Origin of the sequence: uncultured Aliiroseovarius sp. (genome assembly GCF_947492455.1) — a bacterium.
In the GTDB taxonomy this organism is placed as follows: domain Bacteria; phylum Pseudomonadota; class Alphaproteobacteria; order Rhodobacterales; family Rhodobacteraceae; genus Aliiroseovarius.
This window is the reverse complement of the sequence record NZ_CANLNB010000004.1, coordinates 202,246-217,465: the sequence shown is the minus strand read 5'-3', so window position 1 is coordinate 217,465 and position 15,220 is coordinate 202,246. Positions and strand designations below refer to the sequence as shown.

The 15,220-nt window shown below is 60.4% G+C and carries 16 protein-coding genes and 1 riboswitch; of the genes, 8 read left to right on the top strand and 8 right to left on the bottom strand.

Annotation, left to right across the window (positions count from 1 at the left end; all coding sequences use genetic code 11):
* Positions 1-98: 98 nt before the first annotated feature.
* The 7 genes from Q0677_RS10980 to miaB all read right to left on the bottom strand — a co-directional run bounded on the left by Q0677_RS10980 (position 99) and on the right by miaB (position 7,650).
* Positions 99-827: a tRNA (guanosine(46)-N(7))-methyltransferase TrmB gene (locus Q0677_RS10980; RefSeq protein ID WP_298909645.1), complete on the bottom strand. Its 729-nt coding sequence runs from the start codon at positions 825-827 to the stop codon at positions 99-101.
* 73 nt (positions 828-900) lie between these two features.
* A complete protein-coding gene (gene metK, locus Q0677_RS10975) occupies positions 901-2,067 on the bottom strand; it encodes a methionine adenosyltransferase (RefSeq protein ID WP_298909643.1) in 1,167 nt (388 codons plus the stop codon).
* 6 nt (positions 2,068-2,073) lie between these two features.
* A riboswitch (SAM-SAH riboswitch) is annotated at positions 2,074-2,122 on the bottom strand.
* Positions 2,123-2,161: 39 nt separating this feature from the next.
* Positions 2,162-3,679 carry an apolipoprotein N-acyltransferase gene (gene lnt / locus Q0677_RS10970; RefSeq protein ID WP_298909641.1) on the bottom strand — a complete coding sequence of 506 codons (1,518 nt, stop codon included), beginning with the start codon at positions 3,677-3,679 and terminating at the stop codon, positions 2,162-2,164.
* The gene (locus tag Q0677_RS10965) at positions 3,672-4,628 is read right to left on the bottom strand and encodes a hemolysin family protein (protein ID WP_298909639.1); all 957 of its coding nucleotides are present in this window, start codon (positions 4,626-4,628) and stop codon (positions 3,672-3,674) included. Before Q0677_RS10965 ends, lnt begins: the two co-directional genes overlap by 8 nt.
* 32 nt (positions 4,629-4,660) lie before the next feature.
* Positions 4,661-5,155 carry an rRNA maturation RNase YbeY gene (gene ybeY / locus Q0677_RS10960; RefSeq protein ID WP_298909637.1) on the bottom strand — a complete coding sequence of 165 codons (495 nt, stop codon included), beginning with the start codon at positions 5,153-5,155 and terminating at the stop codon, positions 4,661-4,663.
* A gap of 1 nt (position 5,156) precedes the next feature.
* Complete coding sequence (locus Q0677_RS10955; RefSeq protein ID WP_298909635.1) at positions 5,157-6,206, bottom strand: PhoH family protein; 1,050 nt, start codon at positions 6,204-6,206, stop codon at positions 5,157-5,159.
* Positions 6,207-6,324: 118 nt separating this feature from the next.
* A complete protein-coding gene (gene miaB / locus Q0677_RS10950) occupies positions 6,325-7,650 on the bottom strand; it encodes a tRNA (N6-isopentenyl adenosine(37)-C2)-methylthiotransferase MiaB (protein WP_298909634.1) in 1,326 nt (441 codons plus the stop codon).
* Positions 7,651-7,811: 161 nt separating this feature from the next.
* On the opposite strand from miaB, the gene Q0677_RS10945 reads away from it, so the two are divergent.
* Both Q0677_RS10945 and Q0677_RS10940 read left to right on the top strand, forming a co-directional pair.
* Positions 7,812-8,672 (top strand): hypothetical protein, encoded by an 861-nt coding sequence (locus tag Q0677_RS10945; RefSeq protein WP_298909632.1) that lies wholly within the window; start codon positions 7,812-7,814, stop codon positions 8,670-8,672.
* A gap of 110 nt (positions 8,673-8,782) precedes the next feature.
* A complete protein-coding gene (locus tag Q0677_RS10940; protein ID WP_298909630.1) occupies positions 8,783-9,211 on the top strand; it encodes a peptidylprolyl isomerase in 429 nt (142 codons plus the stop codon).
* Positions 9,212-9,326: 115 nt separating this feature from the next.
* On the opposite strand, the gene irrA is transcribed toward Q0677_RS10940, so the two are convergent.
* Entirely contained in the window at positions 9,327-9,743 is a 417-nt protein-coding gene (gene irrA, locus Q0677_RS10935) for an iron response transcriptional regulator IrrA (protein ID WP_298909628.1), read from the bottom strand.
* 186 nt (positions 9,744-9,929) lie between these two features.
* Between irrA and fabA the strand changes: the two genes are divergently transcribed.
* From fabA to Q0677_RS10905, 6 genes are all read left to right on the top strand, one after another.
* Positions 9,930-10,439, top strand: coding sequence for a bifunctional 3-hydroxydecanoyl-ACP dehydratase/trans-2-decenoyl-ACP isomerase (fabA, locus tag Q0677_RS10930; protein ID WP_133489293.1), 510 nt, complete (start codon positions 9,930-9,932; stop codon positions 10,437-10,439).
* A 26-nt stretch (positions 10,440-10,465) separates the two neighbouring features.
* Entirely contained in the window at positions 10,466-11,125 is a 660-nt protein-coding gene (locus Q0677_RS10925; protein ID WP_298909627.1) for a thermonuclease family protein, read from the top strand.
* A gap of 78 nt (positions 11,126-11,203) precedes the next feature.
* Positions 11,204-12,433: a beta-ketoacyl-ACP synthase I gene (gene fabB / locus Q0677_RS10920; RefSeq protein WP_298909625.1), complete on the top strand. Its 1,230-nt coding sequence runs from the start codon at positions 11,204-11,206 to the stop codon at positions 12,431-12,433.
* Between the two features lie 9 nt (positions 12,434-12,442).
* Positions 12,443-13,231: an enoyl-ACP reductase gene (locus Q0677_RS10915; RefSeq protein ID WP_298909623.1), complete on the top strand. Its 789-nt coding sequence runs from the start codon at positions 12,443-12,445 to the stop codon at positions 13,229-13,231.
* A 185-nt stretch (positions 13,232-13,416) separates the two neighbouring features.
* The gene (locus Q0677_RS10910; RefSeq protein ID WP_298909620.1) at positions 13,417-14,244 is read left to right on the top strand and encodes an alpha/beta hydrolase; all 828 of its coding nucleotides are present in this window, start codon (positions 13,417-13,419) and stop codon (positions 14,242-14,244) included.
* Positions 14,223-15,212: a threonine/serine dehydratase gene (locus Q0677_RS10905; RefSeq protein WP_298909617.1), complete on the top strand. Its 990-nt coding sequence runs from the start codon at positions 14,223-14,225 to the stop codon at positions 15,210-15,212. The genes Q0677_RS10910 and Q0677_RS10905 overlap by 22 nt, the downstream gene beginning before the upstream one ends.
* Positions 15,213-15,220 lie beyond the last annotated feature (8 nt).

The following is a 15,220-nucleotide window of genomic DNA, read 5'->3' as shown; positions in this document are numbered from 1 at the left end:
GATAGCGCAGACATTTTGGCGAGGCCAGTGGAAAGGGGCTTTGCCCCTCGCCCTGGCGGGCTCACCCCAGGATATTTGCAACAAGAAAATGCGAGATGTCAGATCCGACGGAAGGTCAGATAGTGCGGCGTGCGGCCTTCGCGCAGCGCTTTCTGTTCATAGCGCGTCGAAATCCAGTCGCTCCACGGGGTGCGCCAATCGTCGGCGCACTCGCCCAGCCACTCAAAGCCCGCGCGCGGGACTTCTTCCAGCGTTTGGCGGACATAGTCGGGGATGTCGGTGGCGACGCGGAATTCGGCGCCGGGTTTCAGGACTTTGTGGAAGGGTTCCAGATATTCGGGCATCACGAAACGGCGGCGATGGTGACGTTTCTTGGGCCACGGGTCGGGGTATAGCAGGAAGGCCTTGTCGATACTTTCCGGCGGCAACACGTCGAAAAGGTCGCGTACATCGCCCGGATGCACGGCGACGTTTTCGCATCCCGCATCGCGGATTTTACCCAGCAGCATTGCGACGCCGTTGATATAGGGTTCGCAGCCGATGATGCCGATCTCGGGATAGGTCGCGGCCTGATGCACCATATGCTCGCCCCCGCCAAAGCCGGTTTCCAGCCAGACAGGTTTATCGCCAAACAGCGCCTTCAGGTCCAAAGGAGTGCGGTCGGGGTTTTCGTCCCAGCCGACAGCGCCGGGGCTGAGCGCAGCCAAATCCTCGTCCAGATAGGTCTGCTGGCTGTCGCGCAGCCCTTTGCCTTTCAGACGGCCATAGAAATTGCGCCACGGCGCGCCCGAGCGGTGTTTGTTTTGCGATGCATCATCTTGGGTCATGGCGGGGCCTATGCAACGCAAAGGGCGGGCGCGTCAAGTGACGGCCCGCCCTTTCGGTGTATTCGATCCAAGATCAGACGGCTTTCTTCAGCGCCTCGACCAGATCGACCTTTTCCCAGCTAAAGCCGCCATCGGCCTCGGGCGCGCGACCGAAATGGCCGTAAGCCGCAGTGCGCTGGAAGATCGGTTTGTTCAGGCCCAGATGCTCGCGAATGCCGCGCGGGGTCAGGTCCATGACCTGTGCGACGGCGCGCTCGATACCTGCTTCGTCCACTTCACCCGTGCCGTGCGTATCGACATAAATCGACAGCGGCTTGGCCACGCCGATGGCATAGGACAGCTGCAAGGTGCAGCGTTCGGCCATACCCGCCGCGACAATGTTCTTCGCAAGATAGCGTGCGGCATAGGCCGCCGAGCGGTCCACCTTCGTCGGGTCTTTGCCCGAGAAAGCGCCGCCGCCATGCGGAGCCGCACCGCCATAGGTGTCCACGATGATCTTGCGACCGGTCAGGCCTGCGTCACCATCCGGTCCGCCGATTACGAACTTGCCGGTCGGGTTCACGTGCCATTCGGTGCCGCCGTTGATCCATTCCGACGGAACAACCTCGCGGATGTAGGGCTCGACCACGGCGCGCACGTCGTCGCTGGTCATGTCTTCGTCAAGGTGCTGGGTCGACAGCACGATCGAGGTGACCTCGACCGGTTTGCCATCCTCATAGCGCAGCGACAGCTGCGATTTCGCATCCGGGCCCAGCGTCGGCTCGGTGCCGTTTTTACGCACCTCGGCCAGACGTTTCAGAATAGCGTGCGAATACTGGATCGGGGCGGGCATCAGCTCGGGCGTTTCGTTCACCGCATAGCCGAACATGATCCCCTGATCGCCTGCACCGTCACGGTCCACACCTTGGGCGATATGGGCCGACTGTTCGTGCAGGAAGTTCATCACCCGGCAGGTATTCCAGTGGAATTGCTCCTGCTCGTATCCGATGTCGCGGATGCAATCGCGGGCGATCTGGCTGATCGAGCCCATCATCACCTTCAGACGTTCCGGATCGGACAATCCGACCTCGCCGCCGATGACGACCATGCCGCTGGTGGCGAAAGTCTCGCATGCCACGCGCGCGTTCGGTTCTTCGGTCAGAAACGCATCAAGTACCGCATCTGAAATACGGTCGCACACCTTGTCGGGATGCCCCTCGGACACACTTTCCGAAGTGAATGTATAGTTCTGTCGTGACATGAAACATGCTCCATTTAGATCTACCCGCCACGCCAGGAAGCCGTTGTGACGGTGGTCCGGATCGGTATCTGGCCTTTATCTGCAAAGGTCAATGTTAAAAGCGACGGCGCGCCAAAGCGCCCCAGCCTGCGACGCTGATCAGCAACAGGAAAAGCGGCCAGTCACCGGCGCGGGCATAGGGGGTTACGGGGGCGGCGGCTGGTTGGATCACATCCAAATAGCCCGCTTCACCCAATGCCAGCGCCGCACGCACCTGACCGCGCACATCAATCGCCGCACTGATCCCGGTATTGGCCACGCGAATGACCGGAAGACCAAACTCGATCGCGCGGAAGCGGGCCTGGATAAGGTGCTGCTGCGGACCAGAGAAATTGCCGAACCACGCGTCATTCGTGATCTGCAAGATCCAATCTGGGCGCTCTGGCGCATTGCGAATATCGCGGGGAAACACAGCCTCGTAGCAGATCAGGGGCAGGACCTTGCCTAGGGCGCCCATATCCAGCACGACAGGCCCCGGCCCAGCCGAATAGCCCTGACCGTATTGCGCCGCAAAAGCGCGGATGCCGATGCGGGCCATCGCATCGCCAAGCGGGACGTATTCGCCAAAGGGCACGAGGTGATGCTTGTCATAGACAGGCTGCGCGATGCCGTCCGCGTTGACCTGTACCATGCTGTTGAAATAGCGCAGTTCCTCGGCCCGTTGGATGCCCATCAAGACGGGCGGTCCGTCCGCGGCCTCGGCAATCAGCGGGAACAGAAGCTGAGCATGTCGCATCAGATACGGCACCGAGGTTTCGGGCCAGATGATCAGGTTCGGGCGGGCGCCTTCAGGCGGCGTGGCGGTCAGGTCCAACTGGCGGTGGACAAAGCTTTCGGCAAAGTCGGGATCCCATTTTTGGTGCTGCGGCGCGTTGGGTTGGATCAGGCGCAGCGTGTGGGGCGTGTCTTCTGGCAGAGGCGTTGGCGATAGGACTGCGGCCACCCCCAATGCCAGTGACAGGGCCATGACCCCGGCGGCGTGTTTGACGGTTCGGCCACCCACCGCGACAGCCAACAGAGCGACCCACAGCGCGGTTAGAAAGCTTAGCCCTGACACACCCACCAGACTTGCGATCTGCGCCAGAGGCGTCTCGATCCACGCCAGCCCCGGCCCGCCCCACGGAAAGCCAGTGAACAGCACGCCGCGCAACAGCTCGGCTGCCGCGAGTCCTGCGGGCCAGAACAGCCACTCAAAGCGGTGATTGCTTACAAACCAGCGCGCAACGCCCCAGCCCAGCGCCCAGAGCAGCGCCAGCCCACCGGCCATGCCCAAAAGCGCAAAGGGCGCCATCCAGCCGTGACGTTCGGGTTCGACAAAGAACGGATTGACCAGCCAGCTCATCGTGACAGTGAAATAGCCCAGCCCGAACAACCAGCCCTGCAGAGCCGCCGCGCGGGGTGACCGGCTATGGCGCCAAAATAGAAACGCGACCAGAAGGCCCGCCAGCGTCACCGCCCAAATCAGAAACGGCGCCTGTCCCAGCGCCGCAATAGCACCCGCCAGCAGCAACAGAATGACCCGCACCCGAGGGCGCGCGGCCAGTCGCGCCACGTAGGCGTCAATGTCAGGCATTCGTCGCGGGCGCGTCATCCGCGCTGACCTCAGCCACCTGATGCGGCGTAGGCATCGGGCCCGGAACGCGCAGGCGCAGGCGCTTGATGCGACGGGGGTCTGCATCGACGACTTCAATTTCGGCACCGCCGGGATGGGCGATCACTTCGCCGCGTGCAGGCACCTGCCCGCACAGCACGAAGACCAACCCACCCAAGGTCTCGATCTCGTCGTCATCGGCTTCATCGGTCTGAAGCTGTACGCCGGTTTCGGCCTCGAATTCATCTAGTGGTGTCTTGGCTTCGACAAGATAGCAGCCGGGCTTTTCTTCAATCCACAGCTTGCCTTCTTCAAGGTCATGCTCGTCCTCGATCTCGCCGATCACCTGTTCGATCAGGTCTTCAATGGTCACAAGTCCGTCCACGCCGCCATATTCATCAATGACCAGTGCCATGTGAATGCGTTCGGTCTGCATCTTCTGCAAAAGCACACCGATGGGCATCGAGGGCGGGACGAACAGCAGCGGACGGATCAAATTGCGTAGGACAAAGCGCGCGGTTTTCGCGCCGGATTTGCCGTTGAACCCGTGATTCAAGGCAAGGTCTTTCAAGTGGACCATCCCGATGGGGCTGTCCAACGTGCCGTCAAACACAGGCAACCGCGACAACCCGCTTTCGCGGAACACGTCCACAAGTTCGTCTTTCAGAATATCCACCGGAGCCGATACGATCTCGGATTTCGGGATCATGACGTCTTCGACACGCATCCGTCGAAGATTGACCATCCCCGGAGCAGCGTTGGGAAGCGCGCCATTTCCAGCGGGCGCGGCGCCAATGGGCGCGACCTGATCCTGTGTGTCCGGGCCGCGCGCACCGAAAATGCGGCTAAAAAATCCCGGCCTGTGATGTTGTGTTTCATCCTGCAGCGCGCTCTGCGCTGCCTTAGAAGATCCGTCTGCGGTGTCGCCCATTTGTCCTTTTCCAGTTTCGCGCGAAATGCGCCTTACTCTTCATATGGGTTGGAAATGTTCATCTTGCCAAGGATTTCAACCTCCAAACCCTCCATAAGTGCCGCATCTTTGTCGTCTATGTGATCATAACCCAACAGATGCAGCACCCCATGCACCAAAAGATGGCTCACATGGGTGGAAAATTCCTTGCCCTGTTCATCAGCCTCGCGGGCGCAGGTTTCATAGGCAATCGCGATGTCGCCAAGTTCGGGATCTTCCGGTGGCAGGGGATCGCCACCCGCGAGGTCCGCCGCTCGTTCTTCGGACGGCCACGACAGCACATTGGTCGGTGTGGGCTTGTCGCGGAAGTCGCGGTTCAGGTCAGCAATGCGGGCGTCGTCACAGGCCAGAAGGCTGATCTCGAACCCGTCCCCGAAAGGGGGCTTCAATTGAAGATCGTCGATCACCGCGCGCGCCGCTGTGTCCGCCAATGCTGACAATCCCGCAGCTTCCCAGCGAGGATCCTCAATAATGACATCTACCAGCATTTTACTTGTCACGCGCCCGCTTGACGGCATTCGCCATCGCTTTTTGCGAGGCCTCATCATACGCCTCGATGATCTTGGCCACCAGCGGGTGACGCACCACGTCTTTCGAGGTGAAATAGTTGAAGCTGATCTGGTCGATACCCTTGAGCAGCCCCTCGGCGTCACGAAGACCGCTGTCCACGCCACGCGGCAGATCGACCTGAGACCGGTCGCCCGTGATCACCATGCGCGAGCCTTCGCCCAAACGGGTCAGGAACATCTTCATCTGCATGGTCGTTGCGTTCTGCGCTTCATCCAGCACGACAAAAGCATTCGCCAAGGTGCGGCCACGCATAAAGGCCAGCGGCGCAATCTCGATCTTTTTCTCTTCGATCAGCTTGGTGACCTGCTTTGAGGGCAGAAAATCGTTCAGCGCGTCGTAAAGCGGCTGCATATACGGATCGACCTTGTCCTTCATGTCACCGGGCAGGTAGCCCAGCTTTTCACCCGCCTCGACCGCGGGACGTGCCAGAATCATCCGATCCACATGCCCGCCTAGAAACATGTTCACGCCCACGGCAACAGCCAGATAGGTCTTACCGGTGCCCGCCGGGCCAATCCCGAAAGCAAGTTCGTTATTGAACAGGCTTTGCACATAGGCTTTCTGCGCTTCGGTGCGTGGTTCAATGGTCTTCTTGCGGGTCTTGATCTCGACCGCGCTGCCTTTGAACATCTCCATCTGGTCGCCGTCGCGGGTGCCAGTGCCATCCTGCGAGCCGCCCATGCGGATCTCGGCGTCGATGTCACCGGGCTCGACCGCTTTGCCGCTTTCCAGTCGCGTATAAAGCGCGCTCAGCACCTCGCCCGCCTTTTCGCGTGCGTCCATCTCGCCCATGACGATCAGCTGATTGCCGCGTCGGATGATTTGCACGCCCAGATGGCTTTCTATGTGAGTAAGGTTGCGATCAAACTCGCCGCACAGATCAATCAGCAGGCGGTTGTCTGGAAATTCCAGCAGCACTTCGGGGGTTACTGGGGTCTCGGGTGCTGCGGTCAGGTCTGCTATTCCCAAATGGGGTCTCCTGTCAGGTCTATACCCTGATGGTGCCAAGAGCGGACGAGACACGCAAGCCCCATCCGCAAAATGTCATGTGATTGTCATCTCACTGCCTGCGCAGGCAGCACTCTGCTTATTCCACAAGCTCGCCGGCCAGCGAGTTCGGCCCGCTGTCGGTGATGCGCACGCGACGCAGATCGCCAACGGCCGCGTCACATTGAACGTGCACCGCATGCAGGTGATCGGATTTGCCGACCATCTGGCCCTCAAGACGGCCCTTCTTTTCAAACAGTACGCCGACCTCTTGGCCGACCATGCTGTTCTGAATGGCGCGTTGCTGTTCGGTGATCAGCGCTTGCAGACGATAGAGCCGTTCCGAGGCCACCGCGTCATCGACCAGCGCGCGTTCCGCTGCCGGGGTGCCGGGGCGGGTCGAGTATTTGAAGCTGAAGGCCTGACCATAGTTCACTTCGCGGATCAGGCTCATCGTGTCTTCAAAATCCTGATCATCTTCTTCCGGGAAGCCGACGATAAAGTCGCCCGAGATCAGGATATCCGGACGCGCTTCGCGAATCCGTTCGATCAGACGCAGATAGCTTTCGGCGGTGTGGCTGCGGTTCATCCGCTTCAGGATCTTGTCCGAGCCCGACTGAACCGGCAGGTGCAGATAGGGCATCAGCTTTTTGCAGGTGCCATGCGCTTCGATCAGGTCGTCGCTCATGTCATTGGGGTGCGAGGTGGTGAAGCGGATACGCTCCAACCCGTCAATGTCGTCCAGCGCCCAGATCAATTTCGCCAGAGACCAGTCACCATCCGGCCCAGCGCCGTGATAGGCGTTTACGTTCTGACCTAAGAGGGTGATTTCACGCACACCACGCTCAACCAGCTCGCGCGCTTCGCGCAGGATGCGTTCAACCGGGCGGCTGACCTCGGCCCCACGGGTATAAGGGACCACACAGAAGGCGCAGAATTTGTCGCACCCTTCCTGAACCGTCAGGAAGGCGGCAGGAGCGCGCTTGGCCTTGGTGCCGCGCAGCTTGGGCAGGTGTTCGAATTTGTCTTCCTCGGGGAAATCAGTGTCCAGCGCCTTTTCGCCCTTGGCGACCTGCTCCATCATCGTGGGCAGACGGTGATAGGTCTGCGGGCCAACCACCAGATCGACCATCGGCTGACGGCGCATGATCTCTTCGCCTTCGGCCTGCGCAACACAGCCCGCGACACCGATCTTCAGGTCGGGCTTTTCAGCCTTCAGACCTTTGAAGCGGCCCAATTCCGAATAGACCTTCTCGGCGGCCTTTTCACGGATGTGGCAGGTGTTCAGCAGGATCATATCCGCATCATCCGGCGTCTCGGTCTGCACATACCCATCCGCGCCCAGCGCTTCGGCCATGCGTTCACTGTCATAGACGTTCATCTGGCAGCCATAGGTGCGGATGAAGAGTTTTTTCTTGTCGGACATGGCGCGTTTCCCAAGGTTTTTAGCAGCACAAGCTCAAGTTCCCGCCTGTTACAGCAAAGGGATCAGGCCCGCAACGCTTGCAAAACAGGTTGATTTCATGAAATTTCTGTCGGCAATCGGCAAGACCTCGCAAATCAGCGGGACACCAACTGGGGCACATCATGCGGTATAGCGACCTTCAACAGTTCCTTCAGACCTCGGGGGCTGTCTTGGCCAAAGGCCCCGTCGCGATGATTTTCGTCGAGGATCTGGTCGAGGTCGACAGCACCATTCGCCACCATCAGAACGCCGGCTTCCGGGCGGTTTTGGTCTTTGCCCCCGATGCGCTGGACCTGCCCGATGATCTGGAAAAATCCATTCACCGCATCAGCTTCGACGCCACTGCGGCGGCGGTCGTGGACGCTGTCAATCAGGTGATCGAGGCCGCCCCCGGCACGTGGCTTTATTACTGTTTCAACGCCGAATACTTGTTCCACCCGTTCTGCGAATCCCGCACCGTGGGCGAGCTGTTGGCCTTCCAAACCGAAGAGCGCCGCGATGCGGTGCTGAGCTATGTTGTGGATCTGTACGCCGACGACCTAGACCAGTTCCCGAATGCGGTGTCACTGGATCACGCCTGTTTGGACAAGTCGGGATATTATGCGCATGGCCGCAAAGGTCCGGATGGCGACCCGCTAGACCGCCAGCTGGACTTCTTCGGCGGCCTGCGCTGGCGATTCGAGGAGCACGTCCCGGCAAACGGCCACAAGATCGACCGCGTGTCCCTGTTCAAAGCCAAGCCCGGCCTGAAACTGCGCCCAAACCACACGTTCAATGACGAGGAATACAACACCTATTCCTGCCCGTGGCACCACAACATCACCGTCACCGTCGCCAGCTTCCGCACCGCCAAGGCGCTGAAAACGAATGCTGGGTCGAAACACGACGTCCACAGCTTCAATTGGCACAACACCACGAAATTCCAGTGGAATTCACAGCAACTTCTGGATTTGGGGCTGATGGAGCCGGGGCAGTGGTTCTAGGCGACGTTTCCATTCGGCGCGTTTTTCGTTAAACACCCCTATCCGACACGAGCACCCGCTGCGTTACGCCTCGGCCTCGTCCATTCATTCCCAGACATCACGAGGTTCCCATGACCGAAGTCACGCAAGGCGCGAAGGTGCGCATTCACTATACTGGCACGCTGGAAGACGGCAGCATTTTCGACAGCTCGGAAGGCCGCGATCCGCTGGAGTTCGAAGTAGGCTCGGGTATGATCATTCCCGGTCTCGACAAAGCGCTGCCCGGCATGAAGGTTGGTGACAAGAAAAAGGTCTCAATCGTGCCGGAAGAGGCGTACGGACCGCGTCATGACGAAGCCGTTCTGGAGGTGCCGCGCGCTGACATCCCCGCCGAGATCCCTCTGGAAGTTGGCATTCAGCTGCAGATGAGCGGCCCGCAGGGTCAGCCTGTGCCCGTCACCGTCACCAACCTGACCGACGAGACTGTCACGCTGGACGCCAACCACGCGCTGGCCGGCAAGACTCTGATCTTTGATTTCGAGGTTGTTGGCATCGGCTAACGCCTTTGCAGGTTTCGGGGGCCGCGCGTAACCGCGCGGCCTTCAGGGGCTTTGCCCCTCGCGCCAAAGGCGCTCACCCCAAGATACTTGTGACAAGAAAATGAGCAAACGCGGATCAGCTGCGGCGCAGGCGGATCACCACGTCGACTTTGGCAATCTCGGCCCCTGCGGGCGCTTCCGGCAGTTGCGCGATCTTTAGGTCTTCGTCCGGCGCATCCATCAGTTCTTCGGTGTCTTCCCAGAAGAAATGCGGGTGGTTGGTGACGTTCGTGTCGAAATAGCTGCGCGCGCCGTTCACGGTAATCTCGCGCAGCAGGCCTGCGTCTGAGAAAACTCGCAGCGTATTATAAACCGTTGCAAGTGACACTTTATCCGCGCCATCGCGCGTCGCCTCGTAAAGGCTTTCGGCGGTGACGTGACGGTGTTGACCGTCGCCAATCAGCAGATGCGCCAACGCCAGACGTTGCCGCGTCGGGCGCAGCCCTGCGCTGGACAACCAGTCGGCTTCGGTGTGGCGATTTTCCTGCGTCATGATCCGGCTCTTCTGACTTCTAACGGATGTTTCCAAGCGAATATAAGGGCTCTGGGCGGCGAGCGCCAATAAAAACTGGCCTTTGCGGTTCAGATTGCCCGTGCGTGCCGTCGCCCGCTCTTGCGTCGGGCTTTGCGCGGGTGCTAGAGGGTGGTGGACTGAAAACACACAAGATATGGGGCGAAGATGGCGGACTATCCCACAAGCTTTGGCAAGGAAGACCTTTTGAAATGCGCAGCGGGCGAGCTGTTTGGCCCCGGCAATGCGCAGCTTCCGGCCCCGCCGATGCTGATGATGGACCGCATCACCGAGATCTCGGGCGATGGTGGCGCGCACGGAAAAGGCCACGTTCTGGCCGAATTCGACATCACCCCTGACCTGTGGTTCTTCGACTGCCACTTCCCCGGCAACCCAATCATGCCCGGCTGTCTGGGTCTGGATGGTCTGTGGCAGCTGACCGGCTTTAACCTTGGCTGGCGCGGCTGGCAGGGGCGCGGCTATGCGCTGGGTGTGGGCGAAGTGAAGCTGACCGGCATGGTCCGCCCGGACCGCAAGATGCTGACCTATAAGATCGACTTCACCAAAGCTATCCAAACACGCCGCCTGACCATGGGCGTTGCTGACGGCATCGTCGAGGCAGACGGCGAAGTGATCTATCAGGTGAAAGACATGAAGGTTGCGCTGAGCGAGAGCTAAGCCAAAGCTGCGGCAAGAGGCGCACAGTGCTAGAGTTCCTCACGACAGTTCTACTTATGATTTTGGGCGGTGTCCTCATTGCCCAAAAAATTGATCGCAAAGCGCGGCGGTTCGAAAGAAATGTTAAGCGTGCATTTGCGCCGCCCAAAAGGCAAAGCGCGCCTCGAAGGACGGCACCCACGGCGCCAAAGCAAAAGCCTGTCCCAAGCGCGCCCTTCAATGCGGAAAAATCCCAGCCCGCCGAACCGCATACCGAGATTAGCGGGCCCGCGTATATCGTCGATGGCGATACCATAAAAATTAAGAAAACGCAGATCAGGCTCTTTGGCATCGACGCACCAGAGCTAAACCATCCACATGGCAAGAAAGCCAAATGGGAGCTGGTCGGCCTGTGCAAGGGGCAAACTATCCGCGCCGTCATCACTGACGAAGATGACCACGGGCGAACCGTTGCCAAATGCTACTTGCCCGATGGTCGTGATCTGTCTGCTGAAATGGTTAAGGCTGGGCTGGCCATTGACTGGCCAAAGTTCTCGGGCGGGCAATATCGCCCCTTGGAAGTCGAGAACGCGCGCAAGAAAATGTGGCTGGCAGATGCGCGACAAAAAGGCCGCATACACGTGTGGGAGCAATATGAAGAGCGGAAGAAAGCCCGTAAAGAAGGTGCTTCGGGAACGTCGAACTGACCGAACCCTCCGTCCTCGCCTTGCACCACCCCCACCAATCCCCTACTAAGAATTGAACGTATTTAAGGGAGGCCACGCATGCGTCGTGTCGTCGTTACCGGTCTGGGCATTGTCTCGGCCATCGGGAACAACAAGGACGAGGTTCTGGCCTCGCTCAAGGCTGGCAAGTCCGGCATTACCGCCAATGCAGACATGGTCGAGCATGGCTTCCGCAGCCAGATTGCGGGCATGCCGAATATCGACATCACCGAACATGTGGACAAGCGCGCGCTGCGCTTCATGGGTCCGGGTGCCGCTTATGCCCATATCGCGATGGGGCAGGCGATCGAAGATGCCGGTCTTGGCGAAGACGACGTGGTGAATCCTCGCACCGGTCTTGTGGCTGGTTCCGGCGGCCCGTCGACCAGTGCGATGTTTGCAGCGCACCAGACCGCGCTGAAAACAGGTGCAACCAAGCGGATCGGGCCGTTCGCGGTACCAAAGTGCATGGGCTCGACCATCTCGGCGAACCTTGCGACCGCCTACAAGATCAAGGGCATCAACTATTCGATCACCTCAGCCTGTTCGACGTCGCTGCACTGCATCGGAAACGCGGCTGAACAGATCATGATGGGCAAGCAAGACGTGATGTTTGCGGGTGGCGGCGAGGAGCTGGACTGGACACTGTCCTGCCTCTTTGACGCGATGGGCGCGATGTCGTCGAAATATAACGACACGCCCGAGAAAGCCTCGCGCGCGTTTGACTCCGACCGCGACGGGTTCGTGATTGGCGGCGGCGGCGCCATCTTGGTGCTGGAAGATCTGGAGCACGCAAAAGCCCGCGGCGCGAAAATTTACGCCGAAGTGACCGGCTATGGCGCGACCTCGGACGGTCACGACATGGTGGCTCCGTCCGGCGAAGGCGGGGAACGCGCCATGCGTCTGGCGATGGACATGCTGCCGGAGGGGCGAAAGGTTGGCTACATCAACGCCCACGGCACCTCGACCCCGGTTGGCGATGTAGGCGAAGTGGAAGCCGTGCGCCGCGTCTTCGGCGAAGGCACTACACCTCCGATCAGTTCAACCAAGTCGATGACGGGCCACAGCCAAGGCGCCACCGGCGCACAGGAAGCCGTCTATTGCCTGCTCATGCTGGAAAACGACTTCATCGCTCCGTCGATCAACGTCGAAAATCTGGACCCCGCCATCAATGAAGGCGAGATCGCCACGTCGCTGGTGGAAAACGCAGGGCTCGACAGCGTGATGACCAACAGCTTCGGCTTTGGCGGCACCAACGGGTCGATGATCCTTAGCAAGTATCAAGGGTGAGGAACTGACATGGCAGGTCTTATGCAAGGCAAACGCGGCCTCATCATGGGTGTCGCAAACCAACGTTCCATCGCTTGGGGTATCGCGCAGGCGATGGCCAATGAGGGCGCGGAACTGGCGTTCTCGTATCAGGGCGAGGCCTTCGGGCAGCGGGTCGCCCCGCTGGCGGAATCGGTTGGGTCCGACATTCTGGTCGACATGGACGTGACGGATGACGACGCGCTGGACAAAGGGTTCGATGACCTGTGGTCCAAGTGGGACTCGATCGACTTTCTGGTCCACGCGATTGCGTACTCGGACAAGAACGAGCTGACAGGCCGCTTCGTTGACACCTCACGCGCGAACTTCAAACACTCGATGGACATCAGCTGCTATTCACTGATCGAGGTCGCCCGCCGTGTGGCCCCCAAGATGACCAATGGCGGCACGATCCTGACGCTGACCTATGGTGGCTCGAACCGCGTGACCCCGTTCTACAACGTCATGGGCGTGGCGAAGGCCGCGCTGGAATCCTCGGTCCGTTATCTGGCCAACGACCTTGGCCCGGACGGCATCCGCGTGAACGCGATCTCGCCCGGCCCGATGAAAACCCTGGCAGGAGCTGCCATCGGTGGCGCACGCAAAACCTTCCGCCACACGGAACAAAACGCGCCCCTCCGCCAGAACGCCACGCTGGAAGCCGTGGGTGGCACCGCCGTCTATCTGGCGTCCGACTATGGCAACTGCACCACCGGCGAAATCATCACCGTCGACAGTGGCTTCCATGTTCTGGGCATGCCGCAGCCCGACAACCTGTGATCCGGCTCAAACACGACCCTTCAAAGGCTCCCGACTTGGGGGCCTTTTTTTCTGCGCCCCCACTTCCTCTTGCCCAAAATACCTCGGGGTGAATGCGCGCAGCGCAAAGGGGCAGCGCCCCTCCCTCTGGACCCTCGTGACGATCTGGTGCTTACTGCACGCAACATCGCCAAGGGAAGACACGCATGCAGACATTCACCGCCAATGACGGACTGGAAATCGCCTATCGGGACGAGGGCGAGGGCCTGCCTGTTCTGGCCCTGTCGGGCCTGACGCGCAACTCGGACGATTTCAACTTCGTCGCGCCGCATCTGAAGGGCGTGCGCCTGATCCGCATGGATTATCGCGGGCGTGGGCAGTCGGATTGGGGCGACCACAAAACCTACACCGTGCCGCAGGAAGGGCTGGATGCGCTCTTTTTGATGAACCATCTGGGGATCGAGAAAGCCGCCATCCTTGGCACCTCGCGCGGTGGCCTCATCGCGATGGGCCTTGCCGCCACGGTGAAGGGCAAGCTGTTGGGCGTTTGCATGAACGATATCGGCCCCGAGCTTGCGCCGGGCGGACTTGAGAACATCATGGGCTATTTGGGCCGCAAACCGTCCGCCAAGACCATCGAAGAGGCCGCCGAGGCACGCGCGAAGCTTATGGCTGATTTCGGCTTCAAGAACGTCCCGATGGACCGCTGGGTCGAGGAATGCCACAACTTGTTTGAGCAGGACAACAAGGGGCTGACCAACCGGTATGACCCCGCTCTGCGCGATGCGGTCGAGGCGGCGGGCGCACAACCCGCCCCCGACCTCTGGCCCTTCTTTGACGCGATGGACGGACTGCCGCTGGCGCTGATCCACGGCGAAAACTCGGACCTTCTAAGCGCCGAGACGGTCGCCGAAATGCAAAAGCGGCGCCCTGACATGGGCTATGCGAAAGTCCCCGATCGCGGCCATGTCCCGTTTCTGGACGAGCCCGAAAGCCTCGCCACCATCACTGAATGGCTGGAGAAAATGCGGTGAACATCAACGAGATCCGCAATGCCGCCCGCCGCAACGCGGGTCACGTCCGGCGCACACCGCTTCTGACCTCACTTTTTCTGGACGAGATCGCGGGGCGGCAGATCTATGTGAAGCCCGAATGCCTGCAACACACAGGCAGCTTCAAATATCGCGGGGCGCATAACGCGATTTCCCAGCTGACCGCAGATCAGCGCGAGATGGGCGTGATCGCCTTTTCCTCCGGCAATCACGCGCAAGGCATTGCGCTGGCAGCGCGCCAGAATCAGACACCGTCGACCATCGTGATGCCCTCGGACGCGCCGCAACTGAAGATCGACAATACCCGCGCGTTGGGCGCGCGGGTCGTACTGTATGACCGCGCCACTGAAAACCGGGACGAGATCGGCGCACGACTGGCCGAGGAAAACGAGCTGACCCTGATCAAGCCCTTCGACAACGAGGCCGTTATCGCAGGCCAAGGCACGGTCGGGCTTGAGATTGCCAACCAAGCCCGCGACGAAGGCATCCGCGACGCGCAGGTTCTGGTGCCCTGTGGTGGTGGTGGCCTGACGGCAGGCATCGCCTTGGCGCTGGATCACGAGGCGCCCGGGTTGCAAGTCCGCCCCGTCGAGCCCAAAGGCTTTGACGACGTGGCGCGGTCTCTTGAAGCGGGCGCGATCCGACGCAACGCGCAGCTGACCGGCTCTATCTGCGACGCGATCATCACAGCATCACCCGGCGAACTGACCTTCCCCATCATGCAGCGCCTGTGCGGGGCCGGGCTGACCGTCTCGGACGAGGATTGCCTGCGCGCCATGGCCCATGCCTTCACCCGCCTAAAACTGGTGATCGAACCCGGCGCGGCCGTCGCACTGGCTGCGGCGCTCTTCCAACCGCTCGAGATCAAGGGGGATACGGTGATTGTCGTTGTGTCCGGCGGCAATGTCGACGCCCCGGTCTTTATTGATGCCCTGAACCGCTTCGCCTAACCGGAGAC